The following is a 20,342-nucleotide window of genomic DNA, read 5'->3' as shown; positions in this document are numbered from 1 at the left end:
TCCGAACTGGCTTTTCGCATTGAGTGGCTATAGTCTGGCGCAGTTCTGCCGATAAGTAGAAGAAGAGTTTTAAAGCTCCCGTCTCTTCCCCTGACCACGACAGCAAGTGCTTTGAACCTATGGCTAAAATTATCGGCATCATCGTCGTATTCGCGAGCGTGCTCGGCGGCTACGTGCTCTCCCACGGCAAGATCGCAGCGCTGATCCAGCCGTTCGAAGTACTGATCATCGGCGGTGCAGCCTTTGGTGCATTCCTGCAGGCCAACCCTGGCCACATGACCATGCACGTCATCAAGAAGTCGATGAAGATGTTCGGCTCGCGCTTCACCCATGCCTACTACCTGGAGGTACTGGGCCTGGTGTACGAGATCCTCAACAAGAGCCGTCGCGAAGGCATGATGGCCATCGAGGCTGACATCGAAGACGCCGCCGCCAGCCCGATCTTCGCCAAGTACCCGACGGTACTGGCCGATGAGCGCATGACCGCGTTTGTCTGCGACTACCTGCGCATCATGTCCACCGGCAACATGGCCCCGCACGAACTCGAGGGCCTGTTCGACATGGAGCTGCTGAGCATGAAGGAAGAGCTGGAGCACCCGTCCCATGCAGTGACCGGCATCGCTGACGGCATGCCTGGTTTCGGTATCGTCGCGGCGGTACTGGGGATCGTGGTGACCATGGCCTCGCTGGGCGAGGGTGACCAGGCGGCCATCGGCATGCACGTGGGTGCGGCGCTGGTGGGTACCTTCTTCGGTATTCTCGCTGCCTACGGCTTCTTCGGCCCGTTGGCCAAGTGCCTGGAGCACGATGCCAAGGAAGAGCTGAACCTCTACGAATCGATCAAGGCTTCGCTGGTTGCCTCGGCCTCGGGCATGCCACCTTCGCTGGCCGTGGAGTTCGGGCGCAAGGTGCTGTACCCCATGCATCGCCCAAGTTTCGCCGAGCTGGAACAAGCGGTTCGCGGTCGCTGAGTCATGGAAAACAATCAGCCCATCATCGTAAAGCGCGTCAAGCGCTTTGGCGGCGGCCACCACGGCGGCGCCTGGAAAATCGCGTTTGCCGACTTTGCTACGGCAATGATGGCGTTCTTCCTGGTGCTGTGGCTGATGTCCACGGCCACGCCGGAGCAGAAGATTGCCATTGCTGGCTACTTCAAGGACCCGATCGGCTTCTCGGAAAGCGGTACGCCTTATGTCATCGACCTGGGCGGCTCGCCTGAACTGGCGCCGGAGAAAACCATCAACCCGGAAGTGAAATCCGAGCCGATGCCCGAGAGCACGACCCAGCTGAGCAAGGACCAGGTCGAGACCATGGCCGAGCAGGTAGAGCGCGAGCGCCTGGAGTTGCTGCTGCAGGAACTGCAGAACAAGGTGGAAGAGAACCCGCAGCTGCAGAAGTTCAAGGACCAGATCCTGTTCGAAATTACCCAGGACGGGCTGCGCATCCAGATCATGGATGCCGAGAACCGGCCGATGTTCGACATCGGCAGCGCCCGCTTGCAGCCCTACTTTGAAGACATCCTGCTGGCCATGGCCGACACCATCAAGGCGGTGCCGAACAAGATCAGCATCAGCGGCCACACCGACGCCAAGCCGTATGCCGGCAGTGGCGAGTTCGGCAACTGGGAACTGTCGGCCAACCGTGCCAACGCGGCGCGCCGTGCGCTGGTGGCCGGTGGTTACCCGGACGGGCAGGTGGCGCGGGTGGTGGGTTACGCCTCGTCGTCGCTGTTCGACCGCAAGGACCCGTTCAACCCGGTCAACCGCCGTATCGATATCATCGTGCTGACCAAGAAGGCCCAGCGCAATATCGAGGGTGAGCAGGGCGCGCCCGAAGCGCCGGCCGCCGAGCCTGCTGCACCGCCGGCTAGCGGCCCTGTGCCGGGGGCTGCCGCACCGGAAGCCCCAGGGGCAACGGAGCAAGCACCGATGCAACCGCGTGAGCTGCGCCAGAAGCTGAACATCTTTGAAGATGGCACGCTGAAGATGGATGAGGCCAAGGAGCAGTAAACGGCTTTTTTGTGCGGGCGACTGTTCTACACAAAACCCGAACGCTGGCGCGATCACTGTGGGAGCGGGTTTACCCGCGAAGCATCCAGCGCGGTGGATGGCACCGGCGTTGCCGGTGTTCGCGGCTAAAGCCGCTCCCACAGGGGATCGCGGCAAATTTCATTTCAAGCGTTTCAGTAGCTGTCTTCTGTCAGGCTGGCGATGATCGAGCGGTAGCTGTTCATGCGTTGCGGCTTGATGCGCCCCTCGTCCAGTGCCTTGAGTAGCGCGCAGCCCGGTTCGCGGTCATGCTTGCAGTCGCGGAAGCGGCAGGTGCCGAACAGGTCGCGGAACTCGATGAAGCCATCTTCCACGTCGTCGCGGCTGACATGGCCGAGGCCGAACTCGCGGATGCCCGGCGAGTCGATCAGGTCGCCGCCGTTAGGGAAGTGGTATAGCCGCGCCGTGGTGGTGGTGTGAGTACCTTGGCCCGACCATTCCGACAGGTCGCCGACACGCGTGCCGGCATCTGGCAGCAGGCTGTTGACCAGCGACGACTTGCCCACCCCCGACTGGCCGACGAACACACTGATGTGGCCGTCGAGTTGCTGTTGCAGGCGCTGCATGCCGTCACCCTGGTGTGCCGATACTTCCAGCAGCGGGTAGCCAAGTTCACGGTAGACTTCCAGCAGCGCATGCAGGCCGGGGCCATTCTCGTCGTTGATCAGGTCGGCCTTGTTCAGCAGCAGCAGCGGGCGCAGGCCAGCGTGCTCGGCAGCTACCAGGTAGCGGTCGATCAGGTTCGGGTGCGGCTCGGGAGCGGGGGCGAACACAATCACGATCAGGTCGACGTTGGCGGCCACCGGCTTGAGTTGACCGTGGTTGTTCGGCCGGCACAGCTCGGTGCTGCGCGGCATCTGCGCCACGATTACGCCGATGCCCTGGTTACCCGCACGCCACACGACACGGTCGCCAGTGACCAGCGCCGGCAGGTTGGCGCGCAAATGGCAGCGGAACACCTGGCCTGCGGTTTCGCCATCCTGGGCTTCAACTTCTACCTGCACGCCAAAGTGCGCGATCACCAGGCCCAGTTGCTCGGGCCCCAGGTCGCCGCCTTCCAGTTCCTGCAGCGCATGCTGCTCGCGTTTGGCGGCGCGAGCGGCGCGCTCGCCCTGGATTTTTTCGATCCGCCAGTTCTGGCGGCGATTGAGCTGGCGTTTGGCCATGAAGGTACCGTGTGAAAGGCCCGGGCAGGGCATTGAAAACGGCTGGCAGTTTAGCACGCCAGGCGCTGGACCATTGCGCTTACCTTTGAAGCGGCGAATGGGCGTGCTTTTGGCCACTAGGCTAATATGACGGCCTATATGAGGAGCCCTGCATGCAAAACCCACAGAACCTGATCTGGATCGACCTGGAAATGACCGGCCTGGATCCGGACAGCGATGTCATCATCGAGATGGCCACCATCGTCACCGACAGCCAGCTGAACACCCTGGCGGAAGGGCCGGTGATCGCCATCCACCACAGTGACGAAGTGCTGGCGCGCATGGACGAATGGAACACCCGCACCCACGGTGCTTCGGGCCTGACCCAGCGCGTGCGCGAGAGCAAGGTCAGCATGGCTGAAGCCGAGGCGCAGACCATCGCCTTCCTCGAGCAGTGGGTGCCGAAAGGCAAGTCGCCAATCTGCGGCAACAGCATCTGCCAGGACCGCCGCTTCCTCTATCGCCACATGCGCAACCTGGAAAACTACTTCCACTACCGCAACCTGGATGTTTCCACCCTGAAAGAACTGGCCGCGCGCTGGGCGCCGGACGTGCGTGACAGCTTCAAGAAGGGCAACACCCACCTGGCGCTGGACGATATCCGCGAATCGATCGCCGAACTGCGCCACTATCGCGAGCATTTCATCAAGGTGTGAGCCGAAAAGGCGCAGATATTGTATCTGCGCCCCCTTTTGGTGCCCTGGGCAACTGGTTAGACTGCGCGCCTTTCTCGCACGGACCCGCGCCATGTTGTTGATGCTCTACCTCATTGCTATCACCGCCGAAGCCATGACCGGCGCGTTGTCTGCCGGGCGCCGCGGCATGGACTGGTTTGGCGTGGTACTGATCGCCTGCGTCACCGCGCTGGGTGGCGGCTCGGTGCGCGACGTGCTGCTCGGGCATTACCCACTGACCTGGGTGAAGCACCCGGAGTACCTGGTGCTGACCAGCTTTGCGGCGTTGCTGACCATTTTCATTGCCCCGATGATGCGCCGCCTGCGCTCGCTGTTCCTGGTGCTCGATGCCCTGGGGCTGGTGGCCTTTACCCTGATCGGCTGCATGACCGCGCTGGAGATGGGGCAGGGCATGCTGGTGGCGTCGATCAGTGGGGTGATCACTGGGGTATTTGGCGGGATCTTGCGGGATATCTTCTGCAACGACATTCCACTGGTGTTCCGCCGCGAGCTGTATGCCAGCGTGTCGTTTGCGGCGGCATGGTTCTACCTGGGGTGCGTGTATTTCAAGGTGCCGGCAGAGCAGGCGATGCTGCTGACCTTGTTTGGCGGGTTCCTGGTGCGGTTGCTGGCGATCCGCTTCCACTGGGAAATGCCCAAGTTCCACTACAACGACCAGCAGTGACACAGCTGTGGGCGCGACACCGCCCGCTCCCACAGGATGGCGCAAGTGCTGTGGCTAGTCGCTATTGAGCTTCGTGCCGGGCCAAAGCCCACTCCACATGCTCGCGCACCAGTTCTGATTCGTCCTCGCGCCGGGCCTTCAGCGCCTCGATCACAGGAATGGTGGAAGGCGCATTGCCCAACCCCACCGCCAGGTTGCGCAAGAATCGCTCATACCCCGCCCGCCGCAACGGCCCGCCCTCGGTCTTGCGCAGGAAGGTGCGCTCATCCCACAGGAACATCTGCGCCAACTCGGCATTCTCCAGCCCGTGCCGCGGCTGGAAGTCCTGTTCCTGGCTGTGCTTGGCAAAGCGGTTCCACGGGCAGACGATCTGGCAGTCATCGCAGCCGAACACCCGGTTGCCCATCTTTGCGCGCAGCTCGACAGGGATCGCGCCTCTCAGCTCGATGGTCAGGTACGAGATGCAACGCCGCGCATCCAGCACATAGGGCCCGACAAACGCCTGGGTCGGGCAGATGTCCAGGCAGGCCTGGCAGCGCCCGCAGTGCTCGCTGGTAGTCGCTTCATCCACCGGTAGCGGCAAATCGACAAACAGCTCGGCAAGGAAGAAGTAACTGCCCGCCTTGCGGTTGAGCAGAAGGGTGTTCTTGCCGATCCAGCCCAACCCGGCCTGTTCGGCCAGGGCCTTCTCCAGTACCGGCGCGCTGTCGACGAATGCGCGGTAGCCGAACGGGCCGATGGCTTCCTGGATGCGATCGGCCAGGAATTGCACGCGCTTGCGCACCAGCTTGTGGTAGTCCCGGCCCAGTGCATAGCGCGATATGTAGGCCTTTTCCGGCTGTGCCAGGCGCTGCGCCATCTGTGTGTCGCCGGACAGGTAGTCCATGCGCAGCGAGACCACCCGCACCGTGCCGGGAATCAGTTGGTCGGGGTGCGAACGCTTGCTGCCGTGCGCGCCCAGGTACTCCATTTCGCCCTGGTAGCCGGCATCGAGCCAGCGCTGCAGGTGGTGTTCGTGTTCGCCAAGGTCGACCCCGGCGATGCCGACATGGGCAAAACCGAGTTCCTGGCCCCAAATCTTGATCGATTGGGCCAGTTGGGCGAGGTCAGGTGTGCAGCTGGACATGGATGGGCAAGGCAATACGGGCTCAGGTGCGTATAATTCTGCCAGACATTGGAGCCTTTGACCCCATGCCGCAGACCAAACACCCCAGCCATGCCCCGCAACTGCTCAGCAGCGTGACCGTCGCGCACCTGCCGGCGCGACCTGTGAATGCCCATAAAGGCGACTTCGGCCATGTGCTGGTGGTCGGTGGCGACCTGGGCACAGGCGGCGCTGTGCTGTTGAGTGCTGAAGCCGCCCTGCGCTGCGGCGCCGGGCTGGTCAGCGTGGCGACGCGCCCTGAGCATGTGAGCGCGAGCCTGGCGCGTCTGCCCGAAACCATGTGCCTGGGCGTCAGCTCGGCCAACCAGTTGATGGGCGTGCTGGAGCGCGCCTCCGTGCTGGTGGTGGGCCCGGGGTTGGGGCAGGCGGCGTGGGGGCGTAGCCTGCTCTCGGCAGTGGCCAACGCCGAACAGCCGCAGGTGTGGGACGCCGATGCCCTGAATTTGCTGGCGCGTACCCCCCTGGCCCTGCCCAGTGGCAGCATCCTCACCCCGCATCCGGGGGAGGCGGCGCGGCTGCTGGGTATTTCCACCGAAGCGGTACAGGCCGACCGCCAGGGCGCGGCGCGCAAGCTCGCGCGCCGTTACAACAGCGTTTGCGTGCTCAAGGGCGCCGGCACCCTGGTGGCCGACCCGGCCGGGCAACTGATGCTGTGCGAACGGGGCCACCCCGCCATGGCCGGCGCCGGCTTTGGCGATGTGCTGACCGGTGTGCTGGCGGCGTTGTTGGCCCAAGGGCTGGATGCCTGGCAGGCCGCTGGCCTGGGGGTGTGGTTGCATGCCTGTGCAGGCGAGCGGCTGGGTGTAAAAGGTAGAGGCCTGGCGGCCAGTGATCTGGCGCCGGTCATTCGTGAGTTACTGGAGGAGCATTCTGCGTGTCTGGCATAACCCTGTTTCTGGCCGATGAAGACGCCACGGTCAAGTTTGGCGCAGCACTGGCCGAGGTGACCGGCGGTCGCGGCGTGATCTTTCTCGAGGGCGACCTGGGTGCGGGCAAGACTACGCTTTCCCGAGGGCTGATCCGTGGCCTGGGCCATACGGGTGCAGTGAAAAGCCCGACCTTCACCGTGGTCGAACCCTACGAAATCGGTGAGGTGCGAGCCTTCCATTTCGACCTGTATCGCCTGGTCGATCCGGAGGAGTTGGAGTTCATGGGTATTCGTGACTATTTCGAGGGCGACCCGCTGTGCCTGTTCGAGTGGCCACAAAAGGGTGCGGGCGTTTTGCCAAAGCCTGACCTGACCATTACCATAAGCCCCCAAGCGGGCGGACGCTCGCTGATCCTTTCGCCGCAGGGGGCTCGCGGCGAGGCCTGGTGCATGGCACTGGCCAAACACTATAAACAGTAAGTGGGGTAGGTATGCGCATACGCGCACTGGTCGCCATCGTTGGGCTGCTGCTGACAACGGTGACCGTTGAGGCTCTGGCCGTCACTCAAGTCAAGAGCGTGCGCCTGTGGCGCGCGCCAGACAACACGCGGCTGGTCTTTGACCTGTCTGGCCCCGTGCAGCACAGCGTCTTCACCTTGAGCGCGCCTGATCGCCTGGTTATCGACATCAATGGCGCAACCCTGGCCGCGCCATTGAAGGTGGCCACCTCCAACACGCCGATCAGTAGCGTGCGTTCGGCCCAGCGCACCCCGACCGACCTGCGGGTGGTGGTCGACCTGAAAAAGTCGGTCACCCCGAAAAGCTTCACGCTGGCACCGAATGCGCAATACGGCAATCGCCTGGTGGTCGACTTGTACGACCAGGAAGCCGACGCCATTGCGGCCAGCGCGCCACCGCCGGCCCCGGCGCCGGTACAGACGCCGGCGACCACGCCAGCGGTGCCGGTGTCCCCGGCGCAACCGGCGATCAAGTTGCCGCCGGTACCAAGCGGCAAGCGTGAAATCGTGGTGGCCATCGACGCCGGCCACGGTGGCGAAGACCCGGGTGCCTCCGGTTCGCGCGGCCAGCATGAAAAGGACATCGTGCTGCAGATTGCCAAAGAGCTGCAGCGCCAGATCAACAGCGAAAGGGGCTTCCGTGCCGAGCTGACCCGTACGGGCGACTACTTCATTCCACTGCGCAAACGCACGGAAATCGCCCGCAAGAAGGGGGCTGACCTGTTCATCTCGATCCACGCCGACGCCGCACCGTCGCGGGCTGCCTTTGGCGCGTCGGTGTTCGCACTGTCTGATCGCGGCGCCACCTCCGAGACCGCGCGCTGGCTGGCCGACACGGAAAACCGTTCTGACCTGATCGGCGGTGCCGGTAACGTCAGCCTCGATGACAAAGACCGTATGCTGGCCGGCGTGCTGCTGGACCTGTCGATGACCGCCACGCTCAGCTCCAGCCTCAACGTGGGGCAGAAAGTGCTCGGCAACATGGGCCGTGTCACTTCGCTGCACAAACAGCGTGTGGAACAAGCCGGCTTCATGGTGCTGAAGTCGCCGGACATCCCGTCGATCCTCGTTGAAACCGGGTTCATCTCGAACAACAACGAAGCCGCCAAGCTGGCCACCGCCAGCCATCAGCAGGCCTTGGCCCGTTCGATCCATACCGGTGTGCGCCAGTACTTCCAGCAGAACCCGCCGCCGGGTACCTACATTGCCTGGCTGCGCGACACCGGCAAGATTGCCGCCGGCCCACGTGAACACACGGTGCGCCCAGGCGAAACACTGGCGATGCTCGCCGTGCGCTACCAGGTCAGCGTGGCCAGCTTGCGCAGCACCAACAGCCTCAAGACCGATGAGCTGAAGGTCGGCCAGCGCCTTGATGTGCCTGCTACAACTTTGGCCGCGCAATAATGAGTGGTGGTTCGCGCATTGAGCTGCTCAGCCCGCGATTGGCTAACCAGATCGCCGCCGGCGAGGTCGTCGAGCGGCCGGCCTCCGTGGCCAAGGAGTTGCTGGAAAACAGCCTGGACTCCGGTGCCCGGCGCATTGACGTGGAAGTGGAACAGGGCGGCATCAAGCTGCTGAAAGTGCGGGACGACGGCAGTGGTATTTCTGCTGACGATCTGCCTTTGGCCCTGGCGCGTCACGCCACCAGCAAGATCCGCGAGCTGGAAGACCTTGAAGGCGTGATGAGCCTGGGCTTCCGGGGCGAGGCGCTGGCTTCGATCAGCTCGGTGGCGCGCTTGACCATGACGTCACGCACTGCCAGTGCCAGCGAAGCCTGGCAGGTGGAAACCGAAGGCCGTGACATGACCCCGCGGGTGCAGCCAGCGGCGCATCCGGTGGGCACCTCGGTGGAAGTGCGCGACCTGTTCTTCAATACCCCGGCCCGGCGCAAGTTTCTCAAGGCCGAGAAAACCGAATTCGATCACCTGCAGGAAGTCATCCGCCGGCTGGCGCTGGCGCGATTCGATGTCGGCTTTCACCTGCGTCATAACGGCAAGAGCATCCTCAGCCTGCACGAGGCCCATGATGAAACCGCTCGGGCGCGGCGGGTGGGCGCCATCTGCGGTCCGGGCTTCATGGAGCAGGCGCTGCCGATTGACGTCGAACGCAACGGCCTGCGCCTGTGGGGCTGGGTCGGCCTGCCGACCTTCTCGCGCAGCCAGGCAGACCTGCAGTACTTCTTCGTCAATGGCCGTGCGGTGCGCGACAAGCTGGTCGCCCACGCTGTGCGCCAGGCCTACCGGGACGTGCTGTTCAATGGCCGGCACCCGACATTCGTGTTGTTCCTGGAACTGGAGCCCAACGGCGTTGACGTCAATGTGCACCCGACCAAGCACGAAGTGCGCTTCCGCGAGGGGCGCTCGGTGCACGATTTTCTGTATGGCACGCTGCACCGCGCGCTGGCTGATGTGCGCCCGGAAGACCACTTGGCCGCGCCTGCCGCAGTACCTGAGATGGTCCGCCCAACTGGCCAGCAGGCTGGTGAATTCGGCCCGCAAGGCGAAATGCGCCTGGCCTCGCCAGTGCTTGAACGGCCCCAGGCGCCGCAGCACGCGATTTCCAATGGCGGCAGTGGCGCCGGTTACCAGTATCAATACACCCCGCGCCCCTCGCAGCCCGTGCCGGCCGCCGAGGCGCAGGCGGTGTATCGCGAGTTCTACAAACCGCTGGAAGAGGGAGCGGCACCGGTAACTACGCTGCCCGAAAGCCAGGGTGACATTCCCCCGTTGGGCTACGCACTGGCGCAGCTCAAGGGTATCTACATCCTGGCCGAGAACGCCGTTGGCCTGGTGCTGGTGGACATGCACGCTGCCCATGAGCGCATCATGTACGAGCGCCTCAAGGTGGCCATGGCCAGTGAAGGCCTTAGCGGCCAGCCGCTGCTGGTGCCCGAAACCCTGGCCCTGAGCCAGCGTGAAGCTGATTGCGCCGAAGAACATGCGCAGTGGTTCCAGCGCCTGGGGTTCGAACTGCAGCGCCTGGGCCCCGAGACCTTGGCGATTCGCCAGATTCCGGCCTTGCTCAAGCAGGCCGAGGCCAACCGCCTGGTGCAGGATGTGCTCGCCGACCTGATGGAGTACGGCACCAGCGACCGTATCCAGGCGCACCTCAACGAACTGCTCGGCACCATGGCCTGCCACGGCGCCGTGCGTGCGAACCGGCGCCTGGCAATCCCCGAAATGAATGCCCTGCTGCGCGACATGGAAAACACCGAACGCAGTGGCCAGTGCAACCATGGCCGTCCCACCTGGACCCAGATGGGCCTGGACGATCTGGACAAACTTTTCCTGCGCGGTCGATAAAATGAGCGGCAAGCCCCCTGCAATATTCCTGATGGGCCCGACGGCGGCCGGCAAGACCGACCTGGCTATCGAACTGACCAAAGTGCTGCCGTGCGAGCTGATCAGCGTCGACTCGGCGCTGGTCTATCGGGGCATGGATATTGGTTCGGCCAAGCCGTCGAAAGAAATTCTCGCCGCCCACCCGCACCGGCTGATCGACATCCGTGACCCGGCCGAGAGCTATTCGGCCGCGCAATTTCGCGCCGATGCCCTGGAAGCCATGGCCGACATCACCGCGCGCGGGAAAATCCCGCTGCTGGTGGGCGGCACCATGCTCTATTACAAGGCGTTGATCGATGGCCTGGCCGACATGCCGGCAGCTGACGCCGCGGTGCGAGCCGACCTTGAAGCCCAGGCCGAGGCGCTGGGGCTGGCCGAGCTGCACCGCCAGTTGGCTGAGATCGACCCGGAATCGGCGGCGCGCATCCACCCCAACGACCCGCAACGGTTGATTCGCGCGCTGGAGGTGTACCGCGTGAGCGGTGAGAGCATGACGGCTCATCGCCAGCGTCAATTCGCGGAAAGTCGCGGCGCAGACGCAGGCGCTGGCGGACATTTGCCCTATACTGTCGCGAGTTTAGCGATTGCTCCTACAGATCGTCACATTTTGCATCAGCGAATTGCGTTACGATTTTCGCAGATGCTGGAACAGGGCTTCATCGACGAGGTCCGATCGCTGCGAGCCAGAAGTGACTTGCACGCCGGGCTGCCGTCTATACGGGCTGTGGGGTATCGGCAGGTCTGGGATTACCTGGATGGCACGCTGACTGAGAATGAGATGCGAGAACGCGGTATCATTGCGACCCGGCAGCTGGCCAAGCGGCAGTTCACCTGGTTGCGTGGCTGGCCTGATGTGCACTGGCTTGACAGCATGGCCTGCGACAATCTGTCCCGCACCTTGAAATACCTTGGGGCCATCTCCATATTGAGCTGAGTCCCTGCTGATTGCCGTCTATTCTTGCGACTGGGCGGCCTAATTTATCGATTTTCTTGATTTTCTATTATTTATCCTTACAGGAGTGCGGCATATGTCAAAAGGGCATTCGCTACAAGACCCTTACTTGAACACCTTGAGAAAAGAAAAGGTTCCGGTATCGATCTATCTGGTCAACGGCATCAAACTGCAGGGCTCGATCGAATCGTTCGACCAGTTCGTGGTACTGCTGAAGAACACCGTCAGCCAAATGGTTTACAAGCACGCCATTTCGACCGTGGTGCCTGCCCGTCCGGTTCGCCTGCCAAGCCCGTCCGATTCCGACCTCGGCGACAGCGAGCCAGGCAACGCCTGATAGGAGCCTGCATTGTTCTTTGAGCGCCACGGTGGTGGTGAACGGGCGTTGCTCGTTCACTTGGAAGGTCAGAACCCTGAGGCGCGCGAAGATCCGCAGGAGTTTCGGGAGCTGGCACTGTCGGCCGGGGCGGATATCGTCTCGCTGGTGACCGTGACACGGCATCAGCCAACGGCCAAATACCTGATTGGCAGCGGCAAGGTCGAGGAATTGCACGACCTGGTCCATGCCGAACAGGTAGACCTTGTGATTTTCAATCACACCCTCACGCCCAGTCAGGAGCGCAACCTTGAACGTGTGTTCGAGTGCCGAGTGCTCGATCGTACCGGGCTGATCCTCGATATTTTCGCCCAACGGGCGCGTACCCATGAAGGCAAGCTGCAGGTCGAACTGGCCCAGCTTGATCACATGAGCACGCGGCTGGTGCGCGGCTGGACCCACCTTGAGCGACAAAAAGGGGGTATCGGCCTGCGTGGCCCGGGTGAAACCCAGCTCGAAACCGACCGCCGCCTGTTGCGGGTGCGCATTCGCCAGATCAAGTCACGCCTCGAGAAGGTACGCAGCCAGCGTGAGCAGGCGCGTCGCGGGCGCAAGCGCGCGGATATCCCTTCAGTGTCGCTGGTGGGTTACACCAACGCCGGCAAGTCCACGCTGTTCAACGCCCTGACCGAATCCGAGGTGTACGCCGCGGATCAGCTGTTCGCCACCCTCGACCCGACCCTGCGCCGGCTCGAGCTCAACGACCTGGGGCCGATCGTGCTGGCCGACACCGTGGGCTTCATTCGCCACCTGCCGCACAAGCTGGTCGAGGCATTTCGGGCTACGCTCGAAGAGTCGAGCAACTCCGACCTGCTGCTGCACGTGATCGACGCCCATGAGCCAGAGCGCATGGAACAGATCGAGCAGGTGCTGGCCGTGTTGGGCGAGATTGGTGCTGAAGGCTTGCCCATCCTCGAGGTGTATAACAAACTCGACCTGCTCGAAGATGTCGAGCCACAGATCCAGCGCAATGCCGATGGCAAGCCGGAGCGGGTCTGGGTATCGGCACGCGATGGGCGTGGTCTGGAGCTGGTTGGCCAGGCGATTGCCGAGTTGCTGGGGGATGATCTGTTTGTCGGTACCCTGTGTCTGGAGCAGCGTTTTGCCCGCTTGCGCGCGCAATTCTTTGCTCTGGGGGCCGTGCAGAGTGAAGAGCATGATGAAGAAGGGCGCAGCCTGCTGAGCGTGCGACTGCCCATGGTCGAATTGAATCGCCTGGTCAGCCGCGAAGGCATGGAGCCGCAAGTGTTTGTCGAGCAACACACTTTGCAATAAATGCTCGTCGAGGTCGCCGGGCAGCAGTGACAGGCATTCTGTAGCATTGGACGGCGCGCCGTGGGCGCGTCTTTGCTTTATCAGATGGAGAGCGCTATGGCTTGGAACGAGCCGGGTGGCAACTCGAACAATCAGGATCCCTGGGGCGGCCGCCGTGGTGGCGGTGGCGGTGGTGGTGACAAGAAAGGTCCGCCGGATCTGGACGAGGCCTTCCGCAAACTGCAGGACAGCCTGAACGGCATGTTCGGCGGTAACAAGAAACGTGGCGGCGGTGACCGCAATGTCGGCAAGGGCGGTGGCCTGGGCCTGCTGGGCATCGGCCTGGCGGTACTGGCTGCCATCTGGCTGTACAGTGCCGTGTACGTGGTCGACGAGCAGGAGCAGGCTGTGGTGCTGCGCTTCGGCAAGTACCATGAGACGGTCGGTCCCGGCCTGAACATCTACTTCCCTCCGATTGATCGCAAGTACATGGAAAACGTCACGCGTGAGCGTGCCTATACCAAACAGGGCCAGATGCTGACCGAAGACGAGAACATCGTCGAGGTGCCGCTGACCGTCCAGTACAAGATCAGCAACCTGCAGGACTTCGTGCTTAACGTCGACCAGCCTGAGGTAAGCCTGCAGCACGCGACCGACAGTGCCCTGCGCCACGTGGTGGGTTCCACCTCGATGGACCAGGTACTGACCGAAGGCCGTGAGCAGATGGCCGTGGATATCCGCGAACGCCTGCAGCGCTTCCTCGACAACTACCGTACCGGTATCACCGTTACCCAGGTCAACGTACAGAGCGCGGCAGCCCCGCGTGAAGTGCAGGAAGCCTTCGACGACGTGATCCGTGCCCGCGAAGACGAGCAGCGTGCCCGCAACCAGGCCGAGTCCTACGCCAATGGCGTGGTGCCGGAAGCCCGTGGTCAGGCCCAGCGCATCATCGAGGACGCCAACGGTTACCGCGACGAAGTCATCGCCCGGGCCAAGGGTGAGGCCGACCGCTTTACCAAGCTGGTCACCGAGTACCACAAGGCACCTGACGTGACCCGTCAGCGTCTGTACCTGGAGACCATGCAAGAGGTCTACAGCAATTCGAGCAAGGTCATGGTGGCGACCAAGGACGGGCAGAACAACCTGCTCTACCTGCCACTGGACAAGATGGTCGAAGGCAGCCGCAACCCGTCCACGCCAACCACCAGCGTGTCGCCATCGGTCAACGATGCGGCCGCCCGTGCGGCGCAGGACCTGCAACAGCAACAGCAGCCGCTGCGTACTAGGGAGAGCCGCTGATGAGCAATAGATCGCTGATCGCCCTGATCGCCGCCGTCGTTCTGGCCATAGTGGCCTGGAACAGCTTCTATATCGTGTCCCAGACAGAGCGTGCGGTACTGCTGCGCTTCGGTAAGGTGGTCCAGGCGGACGTTCAGCCAGGCCTGCACGTGAAGATTCCGTACGTGAACCAGGTGCGCAAGTTCGACGCCCGCCTCATGACCCTCGACGCCCCGACCCAGCGGTTCCTGACCCTGGAGAAGAAAGCGGTGATGGTCGACGCCTACGCCAAGTGGCGCGTCAAGGATGCCGAGCGCTTCTACACCGCCACGTCCGGCATGAAGCAGATCGCTGACGAGCGTCTGTCGCGTCGTCTGGAAAGCGGCCTGCGCGACCAGTTCGGTAAACGTACCCTGCACGAGGTGGTTTCCGGTGAGCGTGACGCACTGATGGCTGACATCACTGCATCGCTGAACCGCATGGCCAACAAGGAGCTGGGCATCGAGGTGGTCGACGTGCGCGTCAAGGCCATCGACCTGCCGAAGGAAGTCAACCGCAGTGTGTTCGACCGTATGAGCACCGAGCGTGAGCGTGAAGCTCGCGAGCACCGTGCCAAGGGTAACGAGCTGGCTGAAGGTATTCGTGCCGATGCTGACCGCCAGCGCCGTGTGCTGCTGGCCGAGGCCTACCGCGAAGCAGAAGAAACCCGTGGTGACGGCGACGCCCAGGCGGCTGCCATCTATGCCAAGGCCTACAGCCAGGACGCTGATTTCTATGCGTTCCACCGTAGCCTGCAGGCATACCGCGAGAGCTTCTCGAGCAAGAGCGACGTGCTGGTCCTGGACCCGAAGAACGAGTTCTTCCGTTACCTGGACAAGAGCAAGCCGTGATGCTCAGGCCCTGATTTTCATGCAGCGGCGCCCCGCCTGGCAGCTAAAACACCAGGCGGGGTGCATCCTGAATGAAAAGGGGTGTATGATGAGGCAGCCGGGAAATTTCCCGGCTTTTTTGCGTCTGAAAGGTTGATTGGCAAAGCGCCAGTTGACGGTTTGGTCAGCTCGCAAGGCAATTCGAGGGTATCGGGTACGGTGGCTGCGCTGGGATCAGTGCTGCCCGCTGCTGTGCGCGATACCGGCTTTACTGACGGCTCGCCTGCTGGCAAGCCGCCCGGACCAGAGGGGAAAAGGCGTAATGGCAACGGTAGACCGCTGGCTGCTGCCAGATGGCATCGAGGAAGTACTGCCACCTGAGGCTGCGCGCATCGAGATCGCGCGCCGTCAGGTGTTGGACCTGTTCCAGAGTTGGGGCTACGAGCTGGTCGTCACCCCGCATATCGAGTACCTGGAGTCGCTGCTCACCGGCGCCGGCCAGGACCTGGATCAGCGTACCTTCAAGGTAGTGGACCCGCAGTCCGGCCGCCTGATGGGCTTCCGCGCCGACTTCACCCCGCAGGTGGCGCGCATCGACGCCCACACCCTGCGCCGTGAAGGCCCGAGCCGCCTGTGCTACGCCGGCAGCGTGCTGCACGCCCAGCCGCGTGCACTGTCCACCTCGCGCAGCCCGATCCAGCTGGGCGCCGAGCTGTATGGCGATGCCAGCCCGACCAGCGACGTGGAAGTCATCAGCCTGATGCTGGCCACGCTGCAACTGGCCGATGTGCCGGACGTACACATGGACCTGGGCCACGTCGGTATCTACCGCGGCCTGGCCCGTGCTGCCGGCCTGTCCGGTGCGGTCGAGCAACAGCTGTTCGACGCCCTGCAGCGCAAGGCCGTCGATGAGGTGCAGGCGCTGACCGCCGACCTGCCGAAGGATCTGGGCAACATGCTGCGCGCACTGGTCGAACTGTGCGGTGGCCGTGAAGTGCTGGCCGAAGCCCGGGTGCGCCTGGGCCGTGCTCCGGCCGGCGTGCTGGCGGCGCTGGACGACCTGCTGTCGATCGCTGATCGCCTCGCGTCGCGCTTCCCGGACCTGCCGCTGTACTTCGACCTCGGCGAGCTGCGCGGCTACAACTATCACACCGGCGTGGTGTTCGCCGTGTTTGTACCGGGCGAGGGTCAATCGATCGCCCAGGGCGGGCGCTACGACGACATCGGCGCCGACTTTGGCCGGGCACGCCCGGCCACCGGTTTCTCCACGGATTTGAAGACCCTGGTCACACTGGGGCGAGCGGAGGTCGTATTGCCAACGGGCGGCATCTGGATGCCGGACAGTGGCGACGCGGCCCTCTGGCAGCAAGTCTGCCAGTTGCGCAACGAGGGCCAGCGTGTGGTCCAGGCCCTGCCTGGCCAGCCGTTGAGTGCTGCTCTCGAGGCGGATTGTGATCGGCAATTGATTCAGCAAGACGGGCGCTGGCAGGTTCTGCCGCTGGCCCAGTGAGTTTCTGCGTCGGCAACAGGCCGGCAACCAAGTTTGCGTGAATGAGGACCAATGTAATGGGTAAGAATGTCGTCGTCCTGGGCACCCAGTGGGGTGATGAGGGCAAAGGCAAGATCGTCGATCTGCTGACCGAACATGCTGCCGCCGTAGTGCGCTACCAGGGGGGCCACAACGCGGGTCACACCCTGGTGATCAACGGTGAAAAGACCGTTCTGCACCTGATTCCGTCCGGCATCCTGCGTGAAGGCGTACAGTGCCTGATCGGTAACGGCGTGGTCGTTGCCCCGGACGCCCTGATGCGCGAAATCACCAAGCTGGAAGAGAAGGGCGTACCGGTGCGCGAGCGCCTGCGCATCTCCCCGGCTGCGCCGCTGATCCTGTCGTACCACGTGGCCCTGGACCAGGCCCGCGAAAAAGCCCGTGGCGAAGCCAAGATCGGCACCACCGGCCGTGGTATCGGCCCAGCCTACGAAGACAAGGTCGCGCGCCGCGGCCTGCGTGTGGGCGACCTGTTCCACCGCGAGCGTTTCGCTGCCAAGCTGGGTGAGCTGCTGGACTACCACAACTTCCAGCTGGTGAACTACTACAAAGAGCCGGCCATCGATTTCCAGCAAACCCTGGACGAGTGCATGGCCTACGCTGAACAGCTCAAGCCGATGATGCTCGACGTCACCGCCGAGCTGCACAACCTGCGTCGCGCCGGCAAGGACATCATGTTCGAAGGTGCCCAGGGCTCGCTGCTTGACATCGACCACGGTACCTACCCGTACGTCACCAGCTCCAACACTACTGCTGGCGGTATCTCCACCGGCTCCGGCGTTGGCCCGATGTACCTGGACTACATCCTGGGTATCACCAAGGCCTACACCACTCGCGTGGGTTCCGGTCCGTTCCCGACCGAACTGTTCGACGAGACCGGCGCTACACTGGCCAAGCGTGGCCACGAGTTCGGTTCCACCACTGGCCGTGCCCGTCGTTGCGGCTGGTTCGATGCCGTCATCCTGCGTCGCGCCATCGACGTCAACAGCATCTCGGGCATCTGCCTGACCAAGCTGGACGTACTGGACGGCCTGGAAACCATCAACATCTGCGTTGGCTACAAGAACGAGAACGGTGCTGTCATCGACGCGCCTTCCGATGCCGACAGCTACATCGGCCTGGAGCCGGTGTACGAAGAGATGCCAGGCTGGAGCGAGTCGACCCTGGGTGCAAAAACCCTGGAAGAGCTGCCGCAAGCTGCGCGTGACTACATCAAGCGCATCGAAGAGCTGGTCGGCGCGCCGATCGACATCATTTCGACCGGCCCGGACCGCAACGAGACCATCGTGCTGCGTCACCCGTTCGCCTGATCCGCCCTCCAGGCTGATCTGACGCCGTGGCCCTGAAAAGGGCCGCGGCGTTTTCATTTGTGGGGTATGTCTGCATTGGCCCTATCGCCGGCAAGCCAGCTCCCACAGCATCTTCATGGATCTCGAGATGTGTGAAGCTCCTGTGGGAGCTGGCTTGCCGGCGATAGGGCAGGTGCAGGCAACCCCCTTGCTGAACCTTGGCGCATATCCCTGCTGCCTCCGGCACAACCCTTGCTGTAAGAAGTTTCTGAAGATGCCATCAAAATAGTGGCGCCAGAAAACACGAGGGTTACACCGTGTCTGCCATCCTCTCACTGTTACGAAGCCGCCTTTTGCGGCCTGTGTTTGTTGCCCTTGGTATCGCTCTTTTGGTGCAGGTGCTGGTTGCAGTTGCGCTTACCCGAAGCACGGTCACCGCCCTGGAGGCCGACCTTGGCGAACGCCTGGGTAACGACAGCCGCCAGCTGGCCAATGACCTGGAGCAAGCCGGGCAAGATGTGCGCTCGGGCCTCGACGGCCTGTCCAGCAGCACCCGCCAGCGCCTGAGCGCCGGGTTGTCGGAGCGCCTGCAAAGCGAACAGCAGCAACTGCGCAGCACCTTGGAAAAGAACCTGAAGGACTCCGCCAACGACATGGCCGAGCTGCTGGCTTCGGTTGCCCCGCGGGCGATCTGGGACAACGATGTGCCAGTGCTCTCCGACTTTGCCCGGCGTGCCCAGCGCAACCCCAACGTGTTGTTCGTGGTTTACGACGATGCACAGGGCCAGCACCTGACCCGTTACCTGAACCGGCAAAACCCGATCAACCAGGCGTTGATGGACAAGGGCCAGGGCGAGCGTGCGCTGGACAAGGTGATCAATGCCGCCCGACACGACCCGGCGGTTTACTTTGTCGAAGCTTCGATCAACCCCAATGGCGCAGAAATCGGCAAGGTGGTGATGGGGGTTTCCACGGCGGGCATCGACCAGGAGCTCAAGGCCCTGGACCAGCGCTTCGCGGCGCTGATTGCCAGCGGTGAGCAACTGGTTGGCGACAGCCTGGTGGGTGCCGCAGCCGACAGCGGCAAAACCCTGCGTCAGCGCCTGGAGAAGGCGCAAGGCAGTGCTGCAGCGATGCAGGCCAATACCGCACAGACTGTGCGCGAGGCCGCTACCGAACTGCGCTGGCGCATTGGCCTGGGCCTGGTGCTGGTCGGTCTGGGTGTGCTGCTGGCAGTGGCCGTGGTGCTTGGCCGCCGAGTGCTGAGCAAGCTGCGCCTGCTGATTGCTGCCCTGGACGACCTGGCGGCAGGCGAAGGCGACCTGACCAAGCGCGTGCCGCTCGACAGCCGCGACGAAATTGGCGACATGGCTTCGGCGGTGAACCGCTTTGTCGACAAGCTGCAACCGATCGTGCGTGAGGCGGGCGAGGTGGCGCAGCGTACCGGTGTCGAGATTGGCGCGATGGCCCAGCGCAATGCCGGCGCGGATGCTGCTGCCGCATTGCAACGCGATGAAGTGGCAGCCAGCCTGCGCGACCTTTCGAGCATGGCAGACGAAGCCCAAGCCGAAAGCCATGCGATGCAGGCGGCCTTGAAGCAGGTGGTGGATATCCGCCAGGCTACCGACGAAAACAGCCGTTCCTCGACGCAACTGGCGAGCCTGATCGAGAACCTTGCCGGGCAGGTCGAAACGGGCTCTCAGGTGATCGAGCGCCTGGCCAAGCAGAGCGAACAGATTGAAGTGGTGCTGACCGTCATCCATGGCATTGCCGAGCAGACCAACCTGCTGGCGCTGAACGCGGCCATCGAAGCCGCCCGGGCAGGCGAGACCGGGCGCGGGTTTGCCGTGGTGGCCGATGAGGTGCGGGCGCTGGCGAGCAAGACGCAAAGCTCCACGGGGGATATCCAGTCACACATCGCGGCGCTGCAGAAGGGCGCCAAGGAAGCCGTGGCGACCATCAGCCAGGCCGGGCTCAAGGCCAGCGAAGGGCTGCTGGTACTGCGTGACAACGAGCGTCGCCAGCAGTCGGTGCAGGCTGCGGTGGAGCAGGTACACGCGGCCATTGGCCTGGCCACCCGTGCCGCCGAGCAGCAGGCGAGCGGGGCGCAGGCCGTGCGGGGGCGGGTGGAGACTATCCATGCCCAGGCTGAGCGCTCGGCCGAAGTGGTGATGCAGACCACGGCCAGCAGCAAGGTGCTGGATGACCTCGCTGCGCAGCTACGGGCAAGCCTTGGTCAATTCCGCGCCTGACGCGGTCCCTGTAGGAGCG

At 63.4% G+C, this 20,342-nt stretch carries 18 protein-coding genes and 1 pseudogene; 17 read left to right on the top strand and 2 right to left on the bottom strand.

Translation table 11 applies throughout. The features are described from left to right. The first annotated feature begins 119 nt into the window (after nt 1-119). Both motA and motB read left to right on the top strand, forming a co-directional pair. Nucleotides 120-971 carry a flagellar motor stator protein MotA gene (gene motA, locus PP4_RS25060; protein WP_016489455.1) on the top strand — a complete coding sequence of 284 codons (852 nt, stop codon included), beginning with the start codon at nt 120-122 and terminating at the stop codon, nt 969-971. A gap of 3 nt (nt 972-974) precedes the next feature. After that, on the top strand, nt 975-2,009 hold the full coding sequence (motB, locus tag PP4_RS25055; protein WP_016501892.1) for a flagellar motor protein MotB: 1,035 nt from the start codon (nt 975-977) through the stop codon (nt 2,007-2,009). Nucleotides 2,010-2,182: 173 nt separating this feature from the next. Here motB and rsgA read toward each other — a convergent pair whose 3' ends face one another. Further along, entirely contained in the window at nt 2,183-3,214 is a 1,032-nt protein-coding gene (gene rsgA, locus PP4_RS25050; protein WP_016501891.1) for a small ribosomal subunit biogenesis GTPase RsgA, read from the bottom strand. Nucleotides 3,215-3,366: 152 nt separating this feature from the next. Here rsgA and orn point away from each other — a divergent pair, with 152 nt between their 5' ends. After that, the gene (gene orn, locus PP4_RS25045) at nt 3,367-3,909 is read left to right on the top strand and encodes an oligoribonuclease (protein WP_016501890.1); all 543 of its coding nucleotides are present in this window, start codon (nt 3,367-3,369) and stop codon (nt 3,907-3,909) included. 91 nt (nt 3,910-4,000) lie between these two features. Further along, entirely contained in the window at nt 4,001-4,612 is a 612-nt protein-coding gene (locus PP4_RS25040; RefSeq protein WP_003249516.1) for a trimeric intracellular cation channel family protein, read from the top strand. A gap of 61 nt (nt 4,613-4,673) precedes the next feature. On the opposite strand, the gene queG is transcribed toward PP4_RS25040, so the two are convergent. Continuing rightward, nucleotides 4,674-5,738, bottom strand: a complete 1,065-nt coding sequence (queG, locus tag PP4_RS25035; protein WP_041167908.1) for a tRNA epoxyqueuosine(34) reductase QueG — start codon at nt 5,736-5,738, stop codon at nt 4,674-4,676. Between the two features lie 65 nt (nt 5,739-5,803). On the opposite strand from queG, the gene PP4_RS25030 reads away from it, so the two are divergent. From PP4_RS25030 to PP4_RS29940, 13 genes and pseudogenes are all read left to right on the top strand, one after another. Then, nucleotides 5,804-6,664: an NAD(P)H-hydrate dehydratase gene (locus tag PP4_RS25030; protein ID WP_016501887.1), complete on the top strand. Its 861-nt coding sequence runs from the start codon at nt 5,804-5,806 to the stop codon at nt 6,662-6,664. Next, a complete protein-coding gene (gene tsaE, locus PP4_RS25025; protein WP_016501886.1) occupies nt 6,652-7,125 on the top strand; it encodes a tRNA (adenosine(37)-N6)-threonylcarbamoyltransferase complex ATPase subunit type 1 TsaE in 474 nt (157 codons plus the stop codon). Before PP4_RS25030 ends, tsaE begins: the two co-directional genes overlap by 13 nt. 11 nt (nt 7,126-7,136) lie before the next feature. After that, the gene (locus PP4_RS25020) at nt 7,137-8,567 is read left to right on the top strand and encodes an N-acetylmuramoyl-L-alanine amidase (RefSeq protein ID WP_016501885.1); all 1,431 of its coding nucleotides are present in this window, start codon (nt 7,137-7,139) and stop codon (nt 8,565-8,567) included. After that, entirely contained in the window at nt 8,567-10,465 is a 1,899-nt protein-coding gene (gene mutL / locus PP4_RS25015) for a DNA mismatch repair endonuclease MutL (RefSeq protein WP_016501884.1), read from the top strand. The genes PP4_RS25020 and mutL overlap by 1 nt, the downstream gene beginning before the upstream one ends. Before the next feature lies 1 nt (nt 10,466). After that, nucleotides 10,467-11,438 carry a tRNA (adenosine(37)-N6)-dimethylallyltransferase MiaA gene (gene miaA / locus PP4_RS25010; protein WP_016501883.1) on the top strand — a complete coding sequence of 324 codons (972 nt, stop codon included), beginning with the start codon at nt 10,467-10,469 and terminating at the stop codon, nt 11,436-11,438. A 94-nt stretch (nt 11,439-11,532) separates the two neighbouring features. Then, entirely contained in the window at nt 11,533-11,793 is a 261-nt protein-coding gene (hfq, locus tag PP4_RS25005) for an RNA chaperone Hfq (RefSeq protein ID WP_016489445.1), read from the top strand. A gap of 12 nt (nt 11,794-11,805) precedes the next feature. Next, the gene (hflX, locus tag PP4_RS25000; RefSeq protein WP_016501882.1) at nt 11,806-13,107 is read left to right on the top strand and encodes a ribosome rescue GTPase HflX; all 1,302 of its coding nucleotides are present in this window, start codon (nt 11,806-11,808) and stop codon (nt 13,105-13,107) included. Nucleotides 13,108-13,203: 96 nt separating this feature from the next. Then, complete coding sequence (hflK, locus tag PP4_RS24995) at nt 13,204-14,385, top strand: FtsH protease activity modulator HflK (protein ID WP_016501881.1); 1,182 nt, start codon at nt 13,204-13,206, stop codon at nt 14,383-14,385. Beyond that, nucleotides 14,385-15,254: a protease modulator HflC gene (gene hflC, locus PP4_RS24990; protein ID WP_012274454.1), complete on the top strand. Its 870-nt coding sequence runs from the start codon at nt 14,385-14,387 to the stop codon at nt 15,252-15,254. Before hflK ends, hflC begins: the two co-directional genes overlap by 1 nt. 301 nt (nt 15,255-15,555) lie before the next feature. After that, the gene (locus PP4_RS24985; RefSeq protein WP_016501880.1) at nt 15,556-16,743 is read left to right on the top strand and encodes an ATP phosphoribosyltransferase regulatory subunit; all 1,188 of its coding nucleotides are present in this window, start codon (nt 15,556-15,558) and stop codon (nt 16,741-16,743) included. A 56-nt stretch (nt 16,744-16,799) separates the two neighbouring features. Next, nucleotides 16,800-18,092, top strand: coding sequence for an adenylosuccinate synthase (locus PP4_RS24980; protein ID WP_016489441.1), 1,293 nt, complete (start codon nt 16,800-16,802; stop codon nt 18,090-18,092). Between the two features lie 632 nt (nt 18,093-18,724). After that, nucleotides 18,725-19,417: pseudogene (locus PP4_RS29945) on the top strand (methyl-accepting chemotaxis protein); the annotation flags it as partial. A gap of 21 nt (nt 19,418-19,438) precedes the next feature. After that, complete coding sequence (locus PP4_RS29940; protein WP_370529844.1) at nt 19,439-20,323, top strand: methyl-accepting chemotaxis protein; 885 nt, start codon at nt 19,439-19,441, stop codon at nt 20,321-20,323. Nucleotides 20,324-20,342 lie beyond the last annotated feature (19 nt).

It is taken from the genome of Pseudomonas putida NBRC 14164, assembly GCF_000412675.1.
GTDB classification, from domain to species: Bacteria; Pseudomonadota; Gammaproteobacteria; order Pseudomonadales; family Pseudomonadaceae; genus Aquipseudomonas; species Aquipseudomonas putida.
The sequence above is the reverse complement of the archived record's forward strand: the minus strand, read 5'-3'. Positions and strand labels throughout refer to the sequence as shown.